Below are 18,241 nucleotides of genomic sequence, written 5' to 3'. Positions count from 1 at the left end.
CTGCCGAAGAGCCGGACATGGCCCCGACCAACCGCACCACCTCCAAGGGTCCCAAGGAAGCGCCCGTCGAGCCGTTCAAGCGCGCGGTCTCGGCCTGCTTCAAGGCGGTGGCCGGCGTGGCCGAGTTCGAGGTGTCGTTCGCGCCCGAGCGCCCGGCGCTGGGCCCGGACCGGGTGCGCCTGCCCGAGCCGCCGCGCCGCCTGTCCCCGCACGACGCGGCGATCGTGCGCGGCCATGCGGATTCGCTGGCGCTGCGCCTCGCCTGCCACGACCCCGCCACCCACCGCAAGATGCTGCCCTCCGGCGACACCGCCCGCGCGGTGTTCGAGGCGGTGGAGCAGGCGCGCGTGGAGGCGCTGGGCGGCAGCCGCATGGCGGGCATGAAGACCAACCTCTCTGCCATGCTCGCGGACCGCTACCACCGCGGCAACTATGCCGACATCACCGACCGCGCCGACGCGCCGCTCTCCGACGCCGTGGCCTTGATGGTGCGCGAGCGCCTCACCGGCGAGGCGCCGCCGCCCGACGCGCGCAAGATCGTCGAATTGTGGCGCGACTATATCGAGGACCGCGCCGCCGGCGACCTCTCCCGCTTCGCCGAGAGCATGGGCGACCAGAAGAAGTTCGGCGAGATCGCCCGCGACCTTCTCGCCTCGCTCGACATGGGCGAGGAGAGCGGGCTCGATTCCGAGAGCCAGGACCAGGACGCCGAGAGCGAGGGCGGCCAGGACGACCAGGGCGGCGAGGACGGCGAGACCCGCGAGGACGACGGCCAGCAGGGCGCCACCGAGGTGGAGGCCGAGCTCTCCCAGGAGGAGATGCCCGAGAGCGCCATGGAGAGCGACGCCGCCCCGCCGGCGGACGTGCCCGACGCCGACGACATGGGCGACAGCGACGAGCCGGCCGAGCCCTGGCAGCCGCGCCCCTCCATGACCCACGACAACAAGGGGCCGGAATACCACGCCTTCACCACCAAGTTCGACGAGGAGATCGCCGCCGAGGAGCTGTGCGACCCGGAGGAGCTGGCGCGGCTGCGCTCCTATCTCGACAAGCAGCTCTCGCACCTGCAGGGCGTGGTGGCGCGGCTCGCCAACCGGCTCCAGCGCAAGCTTCTCGCCCAGCAGAACCGGGCCTGGGAGTTCGACCTGGAGGAGGGCATCCTCGACCCGGCGCGGCTCTCGCGCGTGGTGACGGATCCCACCGCCGCGCTCTCCTTCAAGCGCGAGCGCGACACCGAGTTCCGCGACACGGTGGTGACGCTGCTGATCGACAATTCCGGCTCCATGCGCGGGCGGCCGATCACGGTCGCCGCCACCTGCGCCGACATCCTCGCCCGCACGCTGGAGCGCTGCGGCGTGAAGGTGGAGGTGCTGGGCTTCACCACAAGAGCCTGGAAGGGCGGGCAGTCGCGCGAGGCCTGGCTCGCCGCCGGCAAGCCGGCCGGGCCGGGGCGCCTCAACGACCTGCGGCACATCATCTACAAGTCCGCTGACGCCCCATGGCGCCGTGCCCGGCGCAATCTCGGGCTGATGATGCGCGAGGGGCTGCTGAAGGAGAACATCGACGGCGAGGCACTCGACTGGGCGCACCAGCGCCTGCTCGCGCGCACCGAATCCCGGCGCATCCTGATGATGATCTCCGACGGCGCGCCGGTGGACGATTCCACCCTCTCCGTGAACGCCGGAAACTATCTGGAGCGGCACCTGAGGCACATCATCGCCCAGATCGAGAACCGCTCGCCGGTGGAACTGATCGCCATCGGCATCGGCCATGACGTGACGCGCTACTACAAGCGCGCCGTCACCATCGTCGACGCCGAGGAGCTGGGCGGCGCCATGACCGAGAAGCTCGCCGAGCTGTTCGGCGACGACGCCGGCGGCGGCCGCGGCCGGCTGCACTGAGGCGGGACGTGACCGCGCGCGGCGCCCGGCGTCTTTTCGGCCCGGCGCGGGCCACGCTCGGTGCAGCGGCGGCGCTTCTCGCTGTCATCGCGCTCGCCGCCGCCTTCACCAAGCCCGGCGCCCTGCCGCAGGAAAAGGTGCCGGTGGCGGTGGACGCGCTGCCGGTGAAAAGCTTCGCCTTCGGTTCCCAGGACCATCGGTTCGGGCCCCTGGAGTTCCGGGGCGGGCTGGTGCTCTCCTCGGCCTTTGCCGGCTTCGGCGGCATCTCCGGCTTCGCGCTCGACGGCGACGGCGGGCGCTTCCTGGCCGTGACCGACGCCGGCCTGTTCCTCGAAGGGCGGCTGGTCGTCGACGGCGACCTGCCGGTCGGCCTCGCCGACGTGAGCGCCATCGCCATCGGCGACGACAAGGGATCGCCGCTCGCGCGCTCCGGACAGGGCGACGCCGAGAGCCTGACCCTGTCGGGCGACGCGGCCTATGTGGGCTTCGAGGGACGCAACCAGATCTGGCGCTATCCGCGCTCGCCCCTGGGCGCGGCCGGCGTCCCGGTGGAGGCCCCGGCGATCCGCGGCCTCTCCGTGAACAAGGGCCTGGAGGCGCTGTTCTTCGTGCCGTCAGGCCCGCTCCGGGGGGCGCTGGTGGGCATCGCCGAGGAGGGGGCGACGCGCGCCGACGCGCTCGACGGCTTCATCATCGGCGGCCCCCGGCCGGGCACCTTCTCGGTGCGCCGGCGCGACGCCTTCGCCGCCACCGACGCGGCGGTGACGCCGGACGGCGACGTGATCCTGCTGGAGCGCCACTACACCCGCGCGACCGGCGTGAAGATGCGCCTGCGGCGCTTCCCGCTCGCCGCCGTGAAGCCGGGCGCGGTGATCGACGGCGAGGTGCTCGGCACCTTCGACATGGGCTACCAGATCGACAACATGGAAGGGCTCGCGGTGACGCGCAACGCGGCCGGCGAGACGCTGCTGACGATCGTCTCCGACGACAATTTCAACCCGCTCCAGCGCACCGTCCTGCTGCGCTTCGCGCTGCTGGCGGACTGAGCGCGCCCCCTTGGCGCCGCCACCGACGGCATGAGGGCCGCGCATGTCCCGTCGCGGGACGATGCCGGGCCGGCGGCCGGAACGGCGGGAGAACGGAGCGCGCCCGAATCGCCCCGCGCCGCCCTTTCACGCTCCGTTCCGCCGGCCGCCGGCGGTCCGTGCAGCCGGCCCGGCCGTGACGGCGCCGCGGTCAGCCGCGCGAATCCTTCTTGGCCTGCGCCACCGCCACGAACTTGGTGACGCGGCCGGCCTCGCCGGCGGCGCCGATGGGATCGACGCGGGTGCGCGCCTTGGCGCGCATGCCCTCATTGGCGCGCGGCAGGTTGGCCGGACGCGTGGCGCGCTTGGAATCGCGCTTCAGCTCCAGGGCGCGATGGGCGTTCGCCACCAGCTCGGTGCGGGACGCCTCGGCCTCGCGCCGCTTCACCTCGCGCCGGGCGCGGGTGAGGGCGTCGTTGAGCACCGACGCCTTCTGGCGGTTGCCGGCATCGGCCTTGTCATAGGCCGCCTCGCCGCGTCCGCCCTTGCCGCGCATGGCGCGGCGCTGGTTGTTGGCGATCGTGAGCGCGCGCTCGCGGCGCTCGCGCAGATGACGCACCAGGGCATGCAGGTCGGCGTCGGGCAGCATGCCGATGGCCGGCTGGCGGGTCTGGTCGACGAAGCCCAGCTCGTCGGCGGTGAGCACGCGCTGCTCGGTCTTGCGCGGATGGGCCATCCTGTCGTTCCTCCGTTGCTGGGCTTGATCGGCGCGCCAGGCGCACCACCTTGAAAGTCATGGCTATTTCACCGGATTGCGTCGGCGGTAAGACGGGCGCAGAGGGAGGGGGGCGCATCATGGGCACGGACCGGACCCTCGCCGCCTTCCAGGCCGGCGAAACGCGCGTCGAGGTCCGGCTCGGCGACATCACCGCCCTGGCGCTGGACGCGATCGTCAACGCCGCCAATTCATCGCTGTTGGGCGGCGGCGGGGTGGACGGGGCGATCCACCGCGCCGCCGGGCCGGAGTTGCTCGCCTATTGCCGCACGCTCGGCGGCTGCCCCACCGGCGAGGCGCGCCTCACCCCCGGCTTCCGGCTGAAGGCGCGGCACGTGATCCACACCGTGGGGCCGGTCTGGCAGGGCGGCGGGGCGGGGGAGGATGCGCTGCTCGCGCGCTGCTACCGCGAAAGCCTCGCCCTCGCCGAGGCGGCGGGCCTCGGCTCCATCGCCTTCCCCGCCATCTCCACCGGCGTCTATGGCTTTCCGGCCGAGCGGGCGGCGCCGCTTGCGGCGGCGGCCGTGCTCGACCATGTTCGCGCACGGGCGCTCGTGACGCGCGTCGTCTTCTGCTGCTTCTCGCAAGGCTCCGCGAACCTGCACCATGCCGCCCTCCGCGCCCAAGGCCTCGAGCCGATCTCCCTCGAGCCCCTCTCCCTCAAGCTCCGCGCCGATCCCGCCCCGTGAGGCCGAGGCGGCGCCGCCGGTGCCGGTCCTCCACCGCGACGGCATGATGCTGATCGTCGACAAGCCGGCGGGGCTGCCGGTCCACAAGGGGCCGAAGGGCGGGGAAACGCTGGCGGACCATCTCGACGCACTGCGCTTCGGCCTGCCGCGCGCGCCCGAGCTTGCCCACCGGCTCGACAAGGACACCTCCGGCTGCCTGGTGCTCGGCCGCCACCCCAAGGCGCTGGCGCTGCTGGGCAGGCTGTTCGCCGCCGGCGCTGTGGACAAGACCTATGTGGCCGTCACGCAGGGCGCCCCCGCCGAGGACGAGGGCCGCATCGACCAGCCGCTGGCCAAGCGCTCGCCCCATCGCGGCTGGTGGATGCAGGCGGTGCCCAAGGGAACGGCAGGGGCGCAGGAGGCCATCACCGACTTCAAGGTGCTGCACCGGGGCGATCATCTGAGCGTGCTCGCGCTCTCCCCCGTCACCGGCCGCACCCACCAGCTGCGCGCGCACCTCTCGCATCTAGGCTGCCCGATCCTGGGCGATGCCGTCTATGGCGGCGCCTCGCGCCTGCCCGGCGGGCCGATGCTGCACCTGCATTCCCGGCGCATCTGCGTGCCGCTGGCGAAGAGCGGGCCGGCCGTTGCGGCAACCGCCCCTTTGCCGCCGCATATCTGCGCCAGCCTTTCCGTGCTCGGCCTGGTGCCGGAGGAGATCGGCGCGGCGGCCGACCGGTGGGCGCAGACGCAGGCGAAGCCCGCGCGCGCCTGACCCGCATGTGCCCCACATGTGCCTGACCCACATGTGAAGGCCCGCCTCGCCGGCTCCGGCTGGCCCGTTCCTTGCTACGTGTTAAGGTTGTCGAACAGGGGCCGTCGCCGGGCGACGCTCCCCGCCGACGCAGCGTGATGGAGGTTGCGTGACCACGCCTCGCGAGAACAAGCATCCGCGCCGCGCCGAGAGCCCCGAGGGCCTGCTCGCCAAGGCGGTCGGGCGCGCGCGCCTGGTCATCGCCTGGGAGCGGGCATGGCCGATCCTGGTGCGCATCGGCGTGGTGGCGGCGGCCTTCCTCGCGGTCTCGTGGGCCGGGCTGTGGCTGTCCCTGCCGATCTATGGCCGCATCGCCGGCGTGGCCCTGTTCGCGCTGGCGCTGATTCTTGCCGCATGGCCGCTGCTGTCCTTCGCATGGCCGACCCGCAGGGACGCCATCGCCCGGCTCGACCGGAAGAGCGCGCGCGCCCACCGGCCGGCCACCGCCATTTCCGACGCCCTCGCCACCAAGCCGGACGACGCTGTCGGCGCCGCGCTGTGGCGCGCCCATCTCGCCCGTGCCTTGTCCGCCGCGCGCGGGCTCGATCCCGGCGTGCCGGCGCCGGGGGTGCCCGCCAAGGACCCGCGCGCCGTGCGCGCGCTGGCGCTCCTCGCCCTCATCGCCGCCTTCTTCTTCGCCGCCGGCGACCGGGCGGGGCGCATCGGCGCCGCCTTCGACTGGCGCGGCATCGCCCCGGCGACGCCCTACCGGCTCGACGCCTGGGTGGACCCGCCCGCTTATACCGGGCGCGCGCCCATGGTGCTGCCGGGCCTGCGCTCGGAGGACCCGACCTCGCTCAACGCTTTGGCGCTGCAGGTGCCGAGCGGCAGCGTGCTGGTGGTGCGCGCCGCCGGCATCGATACCGAGGCTTTGAAGCTCGACGGCGGCATCGCCGAGGAGAAGCCGCAGGCGACGGCCCAGGACGCGACCAAAGACGCCAAGCCGCAGGACGCCAAGCCGCAGGCGGACGCGCTCCCCGCGCGCGGGGAGCGGCGCTTCGTCATCCGCGAGAATGCGGATGTCTCCTTCCTCGGCCCGGACCAGCGCCGGCTGATGTGGCACTTCAAGGTGCAGCCCGACACGCCGCCCTCCATCGCCTTCGCCAAGGACCCGCAGGTGGGGCTGCGCAACACCACGGTGCTCGCTTATCGGATCGAGGACGATTACGGGATCAAGGAGGCCGACGCCGTCCTGGTGCCGGCCGTGCCCGAGGCGCCCTTCTTCCCTCGCCCGGGATCGAGCGTGCCGAAGGTGGCGCCGAAGCCGCTGGTGCCGGCGCCCGAGGTGAAGCTCACCTTGCCCTCGGGCGGCCGCTCCGGCGCCGCCCAGACCACCAAGGACCTGGTGGCCCACCCCTGGGCCGGCGCCACGGTCGCCATCACGCTCAAGGCCAAGGACGAGGCCGGCAACGAAAGCGTCAGCGAGACCAAGACCTTCCGCCTGCCGCAGCGCGCCTTCACCAAGCCGCTCGCCAAGGCGCTGGTGGACGAGCGCCGCCGGCTCGCGCTCGATCCCTCCAGCCGCCGCCGGCTGGTGAACGTGCTGACCGCGCTCACCGACGAGCCGCAGAAGTTCAAGCCCGACATGAGCGAGTATCTCGGCCTGCGCACCGGCCTCGCCATGGCCCGCGGCGCCCGCAACGACGCCGACCTGCGCGCTCTGGTCGACTATCTGTGGGACATGGCGGTGCGGATCGAGGACGGCACCCTCACCGACGCCGAGCGCGCGCTGAAGGCGGCGCAGGAGGCGCTGCGCGAGGCGCTGGAGCGCGGCGCCAGCGACGAGGAGATCCGCAAGCTGACGCAGGACCTGCGCGCCGCCATGGAGCGCATGATGCGCCAGATGGCCGAGCAGGCCATGCGCGACCGCGGCGCCAACGACCGGCCGCTGGACCAGAACACCCGCATCATGCGGCCCCAGGACCTGCAGAAGATGCTGGACCGCATCGAGGACCTCGCCCGCTCCGGCAACAAGGAGGCGGCGCGCGAGCTGCTCGACCAGCTCCAGGCCATGATGGAGAACATGCGTCCGGGCAACCGCCAGGCCGGGCGCGGGCAGCAGGGCCAGCAGCAGCAGAGCGAGCTCGGCGCCATGATCCAGGAGCAGCAGCGCCTGCGCGACCGCACCTTCCGCCAGGGGCAGGAAGGCCAGCAGGGCCAGCGCGGGCAACGCGGCCAGCAGGGGCAGCAAGGCCGGCAGGGCGAGAACGGTGAGGGCCAGGAGGGCTTCGACCAGCTCCAGCAGGGCCAGCAGGACCTGCGGCGACGGCTCGGCCGCATGCTCGACCAGCTGCGCCGCATGCAGCCCGGCCAGCAGGGACAAGGCCAGGGGCAGCAGGGCGACGGCGGCCAGGGGCAGGGGCAGGAGCAGGACGACATGGCCCGCGCCGGCGACCAGCTCGGCCGCGCCGAGCAGGCCATGCGCGAGGCCGAGGAGGCGCTCGGCCGCGGCGACGGGCAGGGCGCGCTCGACGCCGAGGGCCGCGCGCTCCAGGCGCTGCGCCAGGGCGCGCAGTCGCTGGCCCAGGCCCAGCAGGGCAACGACCGCGGCCCCGGCCCGGGCGGGCCCGGCGAGGACGCCGCCCAGCGCGTCGATCCGCTCGGCCGGCCGCTGCGCAGCCAGGACTATGGCGACGACTTCACCGTGAAGGTGCCCGACGAGGTGGACGCCCAGCGCGCCCGCCGGGTGCTGGAGGAGCTGCGCCGCCGCCTGGAGCAGCCCATGCGCCCGCAGATCGAGCTCGACTATCTGGAGCGCCTGCTGAAGGGGCTGTGAGGCGGGCGGCGCTGGGCGACCCGAGGGCGCCGCGCCCGGTCGCGAAGCGGGCGGCGGAAAGTTCGTTGCCGTCTCAGCCACCGTCATGCTCCGGCTTGATCGGAGCATCCATGCCGTCTTCCTTCGTCGCGCCCGGCCGCGACATGGGCCCTCCGATCAAGTCGGAGGGCGACGGCGGGGAAGAAGCAATGCGGCGCGCGAAACCCAAACCACCGTCATGCCCCGGCGTATCCGGGGCATCCACCGTGCCGCTCGTGGGCTGCCGAAAGCGAAGCGTCAGACCAGCCGCGAAGTGGTCCCCCGGACCAGCCGGGGGATGACGGCGGTGAAAGGCGGCGAGGGCGTTGCGGGCCCCTAACCGAGCCCCAGCCTGCGGCAGAGGTCGTCCAATTGGTCGAGGCTGGCATAGAGGATGCGCAGCTCGCCCGCCTCGCCCTTGCCGGCGATGGCGACCTTGAGGCCGAGCGCGTCGGCGAGGCGCTTCTCCAGCGCCCGCACGTCGGCGCTCTTGGTCTCCGGCGCCGCCTTGCCCGCGAGCCGGCCCTCGACCTCGGCACGAACCTTGCCGAGCGCCTCCACGTCGCGCACGTTGAGGCCCTTCTCCACCACCTCGCGGGCGACCCGCTCGGCATCCGGCACGCCGACGAGCGCGCGGGCGTGGCCGGCGGTGAGGCGCCCGTCCGCCAGCATGGCCTTCACGCTTTCCGGCAGCTTCAGCAGGCGCAGCGTGTTGGCGATGTGGCTGCGGCTCTTGCCGATCACCTTGGCGAGCTCGGCCTGGCCGTACTTGAACTCGCCCATCAGCGCCTCGTAGCCCAGCGCCTCCTCCACCGGGTTGAGGTCGGCGCGCTGGACGTTCTCGATGATGGCGATCTCCAGCGCCTCGCGGTCGGTGAGGTCGAGCACCACCACCGGCACCTCGTGCAGCGCCGCGCGCTGGGCGGCGCGCCAGCGGCGCTCGCCGGCGACGATCTCGAAGCTGTTGGGCGCGGTGAGCGGGCGCACGACGATGGGCTGGATGATGCCCTTCTCGCGGATCGAGGCGGTAAGCTCCTCCAGCCCCTCCTCCATGAAGGCGCGGCGCGGATTGCGCGGATTCGCCCGCACGTGCTCGATCGGCACCCGCCGGGGACCGCCCGCCGCGCCGCGCCCCGGCGCGCCGGGACGGCCGGGAGGAGCATCGTTCGCATCCCCGATCAGCGCCGCAAGGCCCCGGCCGAGCCGGGAGCGCGTCTCATCCGCCATGGACTAAATTCCTATTCTTGTTCTGCGGGGTCGGCGTCACGCAGCGGCCTGAGCGCGAACCGCTGCTCACGCAGCGGCCTGGGCGCGAACCGCTGCTCACGCAGCGGCCTGGGCACGGGCCGCCCGCTCGCGCTGGATCACCTCGGAGGCGAGGCGCAGATAGGCCTGGGAGCCGACGCACTTCAGGTCGTAGAGCAGCACCGGCTTGCCGTAGGACGGCGCCTCGGAAACCCGCACGTTGCGCGGGATCACGGTCTCGTAGACCTTGTCGCCCATGAACTGGCGCACGTCCTGGACCACCTGGTCGGACAGGTTGTTGCGGGCGTCGTACATGGTCAGCACGACGCCATGGATGGTGAGGTCGGGATTGAGGCCGGTGCGCACCTGCTCCACGGTCTTCAGCAGCTGGGAGAGGCCCTCCAGCGCGAAGAACTCGCACTGCAGCGGCACCAGGATGGCGTCGGCCGCCGCCATGGCGTTCACCGTCAGCAGCGACAGCGAGGGCGGGCAGTCGATCAGCACGTAGGAATAGGCCGGTCCCGTCGTGTCGGCGGCGAGCGCCTCCAGCGCCGCGCGCAGGCGATAGGCGCGGTCGCGCGCGGAGGCGATCTCCAGCTCCACGCCCGAGAGGTCCAGCGTCGCCGGCGCCACGTGCAGCGACGGCACCCCGGTCTCCATGACGGTCTCGCGCAGGGTCGCCTCGCCCACCAGCACGTCATAGGTGGAGAGGTTGCGCGCCCGCCGGTCGATGCCGAGGCCGGTGGAGGCGTTGCCCTGGGGATCGAGGTCCACCACCAGGACGCTCTCGCCGATGGCGGCGAGCGCGGTGCCGAGATTGATCGCCGTGGTGGTCTTGCCGACGCCGCCCTTCTGGTTGGCGAGCGCGAGCACGCGCGGCGGCGCGCCGGCGCCCCGGTCGGAGAGCGGGGAGATGATGGTCTCGGTCATGGCCTGTTCCTCGGCGCCCGGTCGCGGGCGCGTGCCTGACGTGTGATGTCCGGGCCGGCGTCCACGACGGGCGCCTCTGGTCTCGCCGACCGCACCACCAGGATCCGTCCGTGGGGATCGCTGAGGCTCGGGGCGAGGTCGAAATCGAGTGTCCAGCCTTTGCGCGCCTCGGTCAATTCGCGTTCGGCGTCGCGGCCCTTCGGAAACAGGCCCAGCGCCCCCTCGGCGAGGAAGGGCGCCGCGAGGTCGAGCAGCTTCGGCAGGGGCGCGAGGGCGCGGGCGGAGACCACGTCGGTGCCGGGCGCGAGGGCGGCGGACACGTCCTCGATGCGCCGCGCCTGGACCTCCACGGGCAGGCCGGCCTGCCGCGCCGCCTCGCGCAGGAAGGCGGCCTTGCGGGTGTCGGATTCCACCAGCACCACGCGCGCGCCCGCGCGCTCGGCCATCACCGCCGCGATGACGAGGCCCGGGAAGCCGCCGCCGGAGCCGAGATCCACCCAGCGCCGGGCTTTTTCCGGAACATGGTTAATGAGCTGCAAACTGTCGGCGATGTGCCGGCTCCATAGCTCCGGCAGCGTGGCGGGCGAGACCAGGTTCAGCGTCTTCTGCCACTTGGCGAGCAAGGCGGCGATGGCCTCCAGGCGCGTGAATGTTTCACGTGAAACCAGCGCCGCGACCTCGGCCTTGCCCTTCTCCTGCGTCATGGACGCCAATTCCTTCCATCCGCCACCGGCGCCGTCATCGCCGACCGGAACGACCGAACCGTGCCAGCCCCGCGACCGCCGCGCCGGAGGCCGGCCCGTCCCCATGATCCACAGCCTGCGCAGCGCGAGGTCCGCGCCTAGCGGGTCGCCGCGCCCCTCTTCCGCGCATGGGTCACGAGCAGCGCCAGCGCCGCCGGCGTCATGCCCTCCATGCGGCCGGCCTGGCCCACCGTGCGCGGGCGCACGCGGGCAAGCTTCTGCTTCAGCTCGTTCGACAGGCCCGGCAGGTCGCCAAAGGCGAGGTCGTCGGGCAAGGCCAGCGCCTCGTCTCGGCGCAGGACGGCGATGTCGGCCGCCTGCCGCTCCAGATAGACGGCGTACTTCGCATCCGTCTCCACCTGCGCGGCGATGTCCGCCGGCAGGGCAGCGAGCTCGGGCCAGATGGCGGCGAGGCGCGCCAGGTCGATGTCGGGATAGGCGAGCAGGTCGAAGGCCGAGCGGCGCTGGCCGTCCTGGTTCAGGGCGAGGCCGGCCCGCGCGCCCTCGGTGGGCGTGAGCGTGAGGCCGCGGGCCAGCGCGCGCGCCGCCTCCAGCGCCTCGTTCCGGCGGGTGAAGTGCGACCACCGCTCGCCGCCCACGAGGCCGAGGTCGCGCCCGAGCGCGGTCAGGCGCTGGTCGGCATTGTCGGCGCGCAGCGTGAGGCGGTATTCGGCGCGCGAGGTGAACATGCGGTAGGGCTCGCTCACGCCGCGGGTGACGAGGTCGTCCACCATCACGCCGAGATAGGCGGAGGCCCGGTCCACCGCCGCGCCGTCCATCCCGCCGGCGCGGCGCGCGGCATTGAGTCCGGCGAGCAGCCCCTGGGCGGCGGCCTCCTCATAGCCGGTGGTGCCGTTGATCTGCCCGGCGAGGAACAGCCCGGCGACGCGCTTCGCCTCCAGGGTGGGCTGAAGCTCGCGCGGGTCCACATGGTCGTACTCGATGGCGTAGCCGGGCCGCAGCATCGCCACCTTCTCCAGCCCCGGAATGGTGGCGAGCAGGGCCCGCTGCGCATCCTCCGGCAAGGAGGTGGAGACGCCGTTGGGATAGACGGTGGGATCGTCCAGCCCCTCCGGCTCCAGGAATATCTGGTGCCCGTCGCGCTCGCCGAAGCGGACGATCTTGTCCTCGATGGACGGGCAGTAGCGCGGCCCGGTGCTCTCGATGCGGCCGGAATACATGGCCGAGCGCGAGAGGTTGGCGCGGATCACCGCGTGCGTCGCCTCGGTGGTGCGGGTGATGCCGCAGGCCACCTGCGGGTTCGGCAGGCGGGTGGTGAGGGCGGAGAAGGGCTCCGGCTCCGCGTCGCCCTGCTGCATCTCCAGCGACGCCCAGTCGATGGTGCGCCCATCGAGGCGCGGCGGCGTGCCGGTCTTCAGGCGGCCGAGGCAGAGGCCGAGCCGCGCCAGCGCCGGCGAGAGGCCGAGGCTCGGCTTCTCGCCCATGCGGCCGGCGGGAAAGCTCACCTCGCCCATGTGGATGAGGCCGTTGAGGAAGGTGCCGGTGGTGAGCACCGCCGCGCCGCAGGCAAGGCGCCGGCCGTCGGCGAGAATCACCGCGGCGAGCCTTCCGTCCTTCACCTCCATATCCGCCGCCTCGCCCTCGACGATGAAAAGGCCCGGCTGCGCCTCCAGCGCCGCCTGCATGGCGCGGGCATAGAGGGCGCGGTCGGCCTGGGCGCGCGGGCCACGCACCGCCGGTCCCTTGCGCCGGTTGAGGACGCGGAACTGGATGCCGCCCTGATCCGCCACCCGACCCATGAGGCCATCCAGCGCATCGATCTCGCGCACCAGATGGCCCTTGCCGAGCCCGCCGATGGCCGGATTGCAGGACATGGCGCCGATGGTGGCGCGGGCATGGGTGAGCAGCGCCGTGCGCGCGCCGGCCCGCGCGGCGGCGGCGGCGGTCTCGCATCCGGCATGGCCGCCGCCCACGACGATCACGTCGAAGGCGGGCAGGGGGGCGTCGGTGGGCATGGGCTCCAAAATTCCAGGCGCGCGGTGATGCGCGGCTTGAAAAAGGAGAAACGTCGGCTTTCGGGCCGCGTCAAGGCGGGAGGCGCTTCGGCGCGGCTCAGGAGCCACGAGCGCAGCTTCTGGCCCCAGCCCCACCATTGGCCCCCTCTCCCCTTGTGGGAGAGGGCACGGTGAGGGGTGTCACCCGCTCAGATAGGATGCGCCCCGCGCGACGCGACCCGCTCCCGCGCAGGGAGAGGGAGAGCCACGACGCCGCTTCCACTCGGCCTTTGGCCGCCCGCCGTCGCCCGCCGGCTTGACCGGAGGGAGCCCATCGCATCCGTCGCTCGGGGATGTTTCACGTGAAACATCCCCGCCCTCCCGCCTCACTTGCCGATGCAGAAGGCGCCGAAGAGCGCGTCCAGCACGTCCTCCACGTCCACCCGGCCGATCACCCGGTCGAGAGCGCGGGCGGCGAGCCGCAGCTCCTCGGCGCGAAGCTCCTCCCGGCCGCCGAAGTCGCCGGCCGCGCGTGCCAGGTGGCCGGAGGCCTCGGCCAGAGCGAGCCGCTGGCGCGCGCGCGAGACCAGTGCCGGCTCGCCGCCGACGAGCGCCTGCGCCTCGGCCTCCAGGCGGGCCAGCAGCGCCTCGATCCCGGCGCCGGAATGCGCGGACAGGCCGATCCACCCCGGCGGAACAGGCGGGCCGCCGAGGTCGGCCTTGGTCCGCACGCGGATGGCGCGGGCGAGCGCGGCGGGCGGCGTTTCGGCCCCATCCGAGAGCCAGAGCACCAGGTCCGCCGCCTCGGCGCGGGCGAGGGCGCGCCGCACGCCCTCCTGCTCCACCGCATCCGCGCTCTCGCGCAGGCCCGCCGTGTCGAGCAGCAGCACCGCCTGCCCGGCGAGCTCCAGATGCACCTCCAGCACGTCGCGCGTGGTGCCGGGAATGGGGGAGACGATGGCCGCGTCCCGCCCGGCGATCAGGTTCAGCAGCGTCGACTTGCCGGCATTGGGCGGCCCGGCGATCGCCACCGTGATGCCGTCGCGCACCCGCTCGCCGCGGCCGGCATCGCGCACCGCGACCTCCACCGCCGCCGCCAGCGGGACGATCACCGCGCGCGCCTCAGCCACCAGATCGTCCGGCACGTCGCCCTCGTCGGAGAAGTCGATGGAGGCCTCCACCAGCGCCAGCGCCTTGACCAGCCCCGCGCGCCAGTCGGCGATGCGGCGGGAGAGGGCGCCGGAGGCGAGCGCGAGCGCCTGGCGACGCTGCGCCTCGGTCTCGGCGGCCACGAGATCGGCAAGGCCCTCCACTTCCGAAAGGTCCATCTTGCCGTTGGCGAAGGCGCGGCGGGTAAACTCGCCGGCCCCGGCAGGGCGCAGGCCGGGCAGGGCGCCGAGCGTCCTGAGCACCGCCGCCACCACCGCGCGGCCGCCATGAAGGTGCAGCTCGCCCACGTCCTCGCCGGTGGCGCTGGCGGGGCCGGGAAAGAACAGGGCGAGGCCCCGGTCGAGAACCTCCCCCGTCGCCGGGTCGCGCAGCGCGCCGTAGCGGGCCGCGCGCGGCGTCGGCAGCACGCCGGACAGCGCGCGGACGGCCGCCCCCGCCCCCGGCCCGGAGAGCCGCACCACCGCGACGCCGCTCGGCGGGCGGCCGCTGGACAAGGCGAAGATGGTGTCCGCGAACATCGTCATGCGCCTCTCTTCGGGGGCCCCTGGGGCCGACAGCGCGCGTTTGCAGCCGCCGGCCGCGCCCTTATATCTGAAGGGCGGGCACCATCGGCAGCCCGATGGCTTTTTCGCCCGCCGCCTTTGCCATTCAGACGTTGCCATGAGGACGTTGCCATGAGCGAGAACCGCCTTGCCGCCGAGACCAGCCCCTATCTGCTCCAGCACAAGGACAATCCGGTGCACTGGTGGGCCTGGGGGCCGGAGCCGTTCGCCGAGGCGAGGCGCGCCGGCAAGCCGGTCCTGCTCTCGGTGGGATACGCCGCCTGCCACTGGTGCCACGTGATGGCGCACGAGAGCTTCGAGGACCCGCAGATCGCCGGGGTCATGAACGCGCTGTTCGTGAACATCAAGGTCGACCGGGAGGAGCGCCCGGAGGTGGACCAGATCTACATGTCCGCGCTCCACCAATTGGGCGAGCACGGCGGCTGGCCGCTCACCATGTTCCTCGACGCCGACGGCAATCCCTTCTGGGGCGGCACCTATTTCCCGCCCACCGCGCGCTACGGGCGGCCGGGCTTCGCCGACGTGCTGCAGCAGATCGCCGAGGTCTATCGCGACGACCCGCAGAAGATCCGCGCCAACACCGAGGCCATCGTCGCCCGCCTCCACAAGGCGGCGCAGCCCAAGGACGGGGTGGCCATCGGCCTTGCCGACATGGACAAGGCGGCGACCCAGCTGATCGAGGTGTTCGACCGCGCCAACGGCGGCCTGAAGGGGGCGCCGAAATTCCCCAATTCGAGCCTCCTGGAGCTGATGTGGCGCGCCGGCGCCCGCACCGGCAACGCCCAGATGCGCGCGCTCGCCGCCTTCACGCTCAACCGCATGAGCGAGGGCGGCATCTACGACCATGTGAGCGGCGGCTTCGCGCGCTATTCGGTGGACGAGATCTGGTTCGTGCCGCACTTCGAGAAGATGCTCTACGACAACGCCCAGCTCCTGGAGCTTCTGGCGCTGGCCCATCGCGACACCGGCGACGCGCTGTTCCTCGACCGCGCCCGGCGCACGGTGGGCTGGCTCGCGCGCGAGATGCGCACCGAAAGCGGCGCCTTCGCCGCCAGCCTCGACGCCGACAGCGAGGGCCACGAGGGCAAGTTCTATGTCTGGCAGTTCAAGGAGATCGAGGCCCTGCTCGGCGCCGAGGATGCCGCCTTCTTCTGCCGCCTCTACGACGTGACGCCGGCCGGCAACTGGGAGGCCGGCAACATCCTCAACCGCACCGATGCGGGCGACGTGAGCGAAGAGGACGAGGCGCGCCTCGCCCCCATGCTCGACCGCCTGCTGGAGGCCCGCGCCGCCCGCGTGCGCCCGGGCCGGGACGACAAGGTTCTGGCGGACTGGAACGGCCTGATGATCGCCGCGCTGGCGCGCGCCGGCGCCTTCCTCGGTGAGCCCACCTGGGTGGCGCTGGCGCAGCGCGCCTTCGATGCGGTGGTCGGCCATCTGGCGCGCGGCGACCGACTCGGCCATTCCTGGTGCGACGGCAAGGCGGTGCATCCCGGCCTCGCCTCCGACCTCGCCGCCATGGCGCGGGCCGGCATCGCGCTCCACGAGGCGACGGGTGCGGCGGAGCCGCTGTCGCGGGCCGGCGCCTGGCTCGCGGCACTGGAGCGGCACCATCTCGACGCCGGGACGGGGGCCTACTTCCTCACCGCCGACGATGCGGAAGACCTGATCCTGCGCCCCCGTTCCAGCCACGACGAGGCGAGCCCCAACTACAACGCGGTGGCCGCCGATGCCCTGGTGCGGCTCGCGGCGCTGACCGGGGACGACGCGCTGCGCGCCCGCGCGGACCGCATCATCGCCGGCCTCTCGGGCGAGGCGGCGCGCAACGTGCTCTCCCACGGCGCGCTGCTGAACGCCATCGACACCCGGCTTCGCCTCGCCGAGATCGTGGCGACCGGGGCGACGCGGGAGGCCTTCGCCGCTGCCGCGCTGAGGACCGAGTTCCTCAACCGGGTTCTGGTGCGCGCCGCCGACACCGCCGATCTGCCCGCCGGCAGCCTCGCCGCCGCCCGCGCCGCCGCCGCGCCGGCCGAGGGCGCGGCCTTCGTGTGCGTCGGCGAGCGCTGCTCGCTGCCGCTGACGTCTCCGGAAGGCATAGCGGGGGCGATGGCGGAATTTTCCGCCTGAAACGCCCTGATCGGGCGGCGGGCGAATGCCGCCCCCTCTCAAATCCGCTCAGAGAGTCGCCGGCGGGCGTTTTCCGCCGGACGACCTTCGCCTCGGACGAAAGTGCGTTCGGCCGCCCTGGGCCTTCCTACGCGATCGATTTTTTCGATGGTGACGGGAAATTCGACAACTTTTGATTGTCGAAACGCTCAGCCGGCCGCCTTGTCCGGCGCGGCCGCATCGCGCGCGTCGTAGGTCAGCCAGATCGCCTTGTCGCCGAGCCCGGCCACGAAGGTGGCGTGAGCCTCCGCCTCGGCGGCGGTGACGCGGGCGGGCAGGGGGGCGGGACGGGGCCGGGCGGCGACGGCGACGGCGGACACCAGGCGCGGCGCTTCCGACACGTCCTCCACCAGGCCGATGAGGCTCGCCTGCTTGCCGCCCAGCAGCTCGCCATAGACCTCGGCCAGCAGCTCGGCGTCGAGCAGCGCGCCGTGCTTCACCCGGCGCGAGCTGTCGATGCCGTAGCGGTTCATCAGATCGTCGAGGCGGTTGCCGCCGCCGGGATGCTTGCGCCGCGCCAGCGCCAGCGTGTCCACCACCCGGTCGCGGGCGATCACCGGGCGGCCGGCGCGCTCCAGCTCGGCATTGAGGAAGCCGATGTCGAAGGCGGCGTTGTGGATGACCAAGGTGTCGTCCTGGATGAATTCGATGAATTCGTCGGCGATCTCCAGGAACTTCTTCTTGTCGGACAGGAATTCGGAGGAAAGCCCGTGCACGTTGAAGGCTTCCACCGGCATGTCGCGCTCGGGGTTGATGTAGACGTGGAAGACGTTGCCGGTGAGGATGCGGTTCACCATCTCCACGCAGCCGATCTCCACCACCCGGTCGCCGCCGTGGGCCTCGAGGCCGGTGGTCTCGGTGTCGAGCACGATCTCACGCATGCCTGTGGTCCCTCATCCCCTCCGGCCGGGCCCGGCGAGCGCCCGCGCCACGCCCTCGACCTGATGGCGCGCCGCCTCGAAGCCGCGGCCGGTGTCGATGACGAAATGGGCGCGGCGGCGCTTCTCGGCATCCGGCATCTGCTTGGCGAGGATGGCCTCGAAACGCGCCTCCGTCATCCCCGGCCGGTCGAGAACGCGGGCGCGCTGCACAGCTATCGGCGCGCTCACCACCGCCACCGCGTCGACGCGCCGGTCGCCGCCGGTCTCGAACAGAAGCGGGATGTCGAGCACCGCCAGCCGCGCGCCGGCGCGCCGGGCGGCGTCTAGGAATTTATTCTCTTCCGCCCGCACCAGCGGATGAACGATGGCCTCCAGCCGCGCCATGGCCGCCGCGTCGTTCAGCACCCGCGCCGACAAGGCCGGGCGGTCGATGGCGCCGTCGCGGGTCACGCCGGGAAACGCCGCCTCCACCGGCGCCACCGCCGCCCCGGCATAGAGAAGGTGCACGGCGGCATCGGCGTCGTGCACCGGCACGCCCAGGTCGCGGAACATGGCGGCGGTGGCGGACTTGCCCATGCCGATGGAGCCGGTGAGGCCGAGGGTCCACACCG

At 72.9% G+C, this 18,241-nt stretch carries 14 protein-coding genes; 6 read left to right on the top strand and 8 right to left on the bottom strand.

All coding sequences use genetic code 11. The features are described 5' to 3' along the window. Positions 1-17: 17 nt before the first annotated feature. Together cobT and V5F67_RS02445 are read left to right on the top strand one after the other, a co-directional pair. On the top strand, positions 18-1,901 hold the full coding sequence (gene cobT, locus V5F67_RS02450; protein ID WP_394021421.1) for a cobaltochelatase subunit CobT: 1,884 nt from the start codon (positions 18-20) through the stop codon (positions 1,899-1,901). Between the two features lie 8 nt (positions 1,902-1,909). Beyond that, positions 1,910-2,947: an esterase-like activity of phytase family protein gene (locus V5F67_RS02445; protein ID WP_394021422.1), complete on the top strand. Its 1,038-nt coding sequence runs from the start codon at positions 1,910-1,912 to the stop codon at positions 2,945-2,947. 190 nt (positions 2,948-3,137) lie between these two features. Here the strand turns inward: V5F67_RS02445 and V5F67_RS02440 are convergent, their stop codons facing one another. Continuing rightward, on the bottom strand, positions 3,138-3,662 hold the full coding sequence (locus V5F67_RS02440) for a hypothetical protein (protein WP_394021423.1): 525 nt from the start codon (positions 3,660-3,662) through the stop codon (positions 3,138-3,140). A gap of 119 nt (positions 3,663-3,781) precedes the next feature. On the opposite strand from V5F67_RS02440, the gene V5F67_RS02435 reads away from it, so the two are divergent. From V5F67_RS02435 to V5F67_RS02425, 3 genes are all read left to right on the top strand, one after another. Then, positions 3,782-4,390: an O-acetyl-ADP-ribose deacetylase gene (locus V5F67_RS02435; protein WP_394021424.1), complete on the top strand. Its 609-nt coding sequence runs from the start codon at positions 3,782-3,784 to the stop codon at positions 4,388-4,390. Between the two features lie 43 nt (positions 4,391-4,433). Beyond that, complete coding sequence (locus V5F67_RS02430; protein ID WP_394021454.1) at positions 4,434-5,144, top strand: RluA family pseudouridine synthase; 711 nt, start codon at positions 4,434-4,436, stop codon at positions 5,142-5,144. A gap of 148 nt (positions 5,145-5,292) precedes the next feature. Next, complete coding sequence (locus tag V5F67_RS02425; protein ID WP_394021425.1) at positions 5,293-7,959, top strand: TIGR02302 family protein; 2,667 nt, start codon at positions 5,293-5,295, stop codon at positions 7,957-7,959. Positions 7,960-8,313: 354 nt separating this feature from the next. On the opposite strand, the gene V5F67_RS02420 is transcribed toward V5F67_RS02425, so the two are convergent. From V5F67_RS02420 to mnmE, 5 genes are all read right to left on the bottom strand, one after another. After that, positions 8,314-9,204, bottom strand: coding sequence for a ParB/RepB/Spo0J family partition protein (locus V5F67_RS02420; protein ID WP_394021426.1), 891 nt, complete (start codon positions 9,202-9,204; stop codon positions 8,314-8,316). A gap of 96 nt (positions 9,205-9,300) precedes the next feature. After that, entirely contained in the window at positions 9,301-10,152 is an 852-nt protein-coding gene (locus tag V5F67_RS02415) for a ParA family protein (protein ID WP_394021427.1), read from the bottom strand. Continuing rightward, entirely contained in the window at positions 10,149-10,856 is a 708-nt protein-coding gene (rsmG, locus tag V5F67_RS02410; RefSeq protein WP_394021428.1) for a 16S rRNA (guanine(527)-N(7))-methyltransferase RsmG, read from the bottom strand. The genes V5F67_RS02415 and rsmG overlap by 4 nt, the downstream gene beginning before the upstream one ends. A 137-nt stretch (positions 10,857-10,993) precedes the next feature. Next, positions 10,994-12,871 (bottom strand): tRNA uridine-5-carboxymethylaminomethyl(34) synthesis enzyme MnmG, encoded by a 1,878-nt coding sequence (gene mnmG / locus V5F67_RS02405; RefSeq protein ID WP_394021429.1) that lies wholly within the window; start codon positions 12,869-12,871, stop codon positions 10,994-10,996. A gap of 365 nt (positions 12,872-13,236) precedes the next feature. Beyond that, positions 13,237-14,544, bottom strand: a complete 1,308-nt coding sequence (mnmE, locus tag V5F67_RS02400) for a tRNA uridine-5-carboxymethylaminomethyl(34) synthesis GTPase MnmE (RefSeq protein ID WP_394021430.1) — start codon at positions 14,542-14,544, stop codon at positions 13,237-13,239. A gap of 150 nt (positions 14,545-14,694) precedes the next feature. Between mnmE and V5F67_RS02395 the strand changes: the two genes are divergently transcribed. Beyond that, on the top strand, positions 14,695-16,710 hold the full coding sequence (locus V5F67_RS02395) for a thioredoxin domain-containing protein (RefSeq protein WP_394021431.1): 2,016 nt from the start codon (positions 14,695-14,697) through the stop codon (positions 16,708-16,710). Between the two features lie 188 nt (positions 16,711-16,898). Here the strand turns inward: V5F67_RS02395 and dnaQ are convergent, their stop codons facing one another. Beyond that, positions 16,899-17,630: a DNA polymerase III subunit epsilon gene (gene dnaQ / locus V5F67_RS02390; RefSeq protein WP_394021432.1), complete on the bottom strand. Its 732-nt coding sequence runs from the start codon at positions 17,628-17,630 to the stop codon at positions 16,899-16,901. A gap of 12 nt (positions 17,631-17,642) precedes the next feature. Continuing rightward, positions 17,643-18,239: a dephospho-CoA kinase gene (coaE, locus tag V5F67_RS02385; protein ID WP_394021433.1), complete on the bottom strand. Its 597-nt coding sequence runs from the start codon at positions 18,237-18,239 to the stop codon at positions 17,643-17,645. Positions 18,240-18,241: the final 2 nt, after the last annotated feature.

This window comes from Xanthobacter pseudotagetidis (assembly GCF_043194795.2).
GTDB lineage: Bacteria > Pseudomonadota > Alphaproteobacteria > Rhizobiales > Xanthobacteraceae > Xanthobacter > Xanthobacter tagetidis_A.
Note: the sequence above shows the minus strand (reverse complement) of the source record. Positions and strands in the feature narration are given on the sequence as shown.

Excerpts from the sequence above, each read along its gene's own strand:
- dnaQ (WP_394021432.1), bottom strand. The coding sequence starts at position 17,630 with ATGCGTGAGATCGTGCTCGACACCGAGACCACCGGCCTCGAGGCCCAC.
- V5F67_RS02440 (WP_394021423.1), bottom strand. The coding sequence starts at position 3,662 with ATGGCCCATCCGCGCAAGACCGAGCAGCGCGTGCTCACCGCCGACGAG.
- rsmG (WP_394021428.1), bottom strand. The coding sequence starts at position 10,856 with ATGACGCAGGAGAAGGGCAAGGCCGAGGTCGCGGCGCTGGTTTCACGT.
- mnmE (WP_394021430.1), bottom strand. The coding sequence starts at position 14,544 with ATGACGATGTTCGCGGACACCATCTTCGCCTTGTCCAGCGGCCGCCCG.
- cobT (WP_394021421.1), top strand. The coding sequence starts at position 18 with ATGGCCCCGACCAACCGCACCACCTCCAAGGGTCCCAAGGAAGCGCCC.
- V5F67_RS02435 (WP_394021424.1), top strand. The coding sequence starts at position 3,782 with ATGGGCACGGACCGGACCCTCGCCGCCTTCCAGGCCGGCGAAACGCGC.
- mnmG (WP_394021429.1), bottom strand. The coding sequence starts at position 12,871 with ATGCCCACCGACGCCCCCCTGCCCGCCTTCGACGTGATCGTCGTGGGC.
- V5F67_RS02415 (WP_394021427.1), bottom strand. The coding sequence starts at position 10,152 with ATGACCGAGACCATCATCTCCCCGCTCTCCGACCGGGGCGCCGGCGCG.
- V5F67_RS02430 (WP_394021454.1), top strand. The coding sequence starts at position 4,434 with ATGATGCTGATCGTCGACAAGCCGGCGGGGCTGCCGGTCCACAAGGGG.
- V5F67_RS02420 (WP_394021426.1), bottom strand. The coding sequence starts at position 9,204 with ATGGCGGATGAGACGCGCTCCCGGCTCGGCCGGGGCCTTGCGGCGCTG.
- V5F67_RS02395 (WP_394021431.1), top strand. The coding sequence starts at position 14,695 with ATGAGCGAGAACCGCCTTGCCGCCGAGACCAGCCCCTATCTGCTCCAG.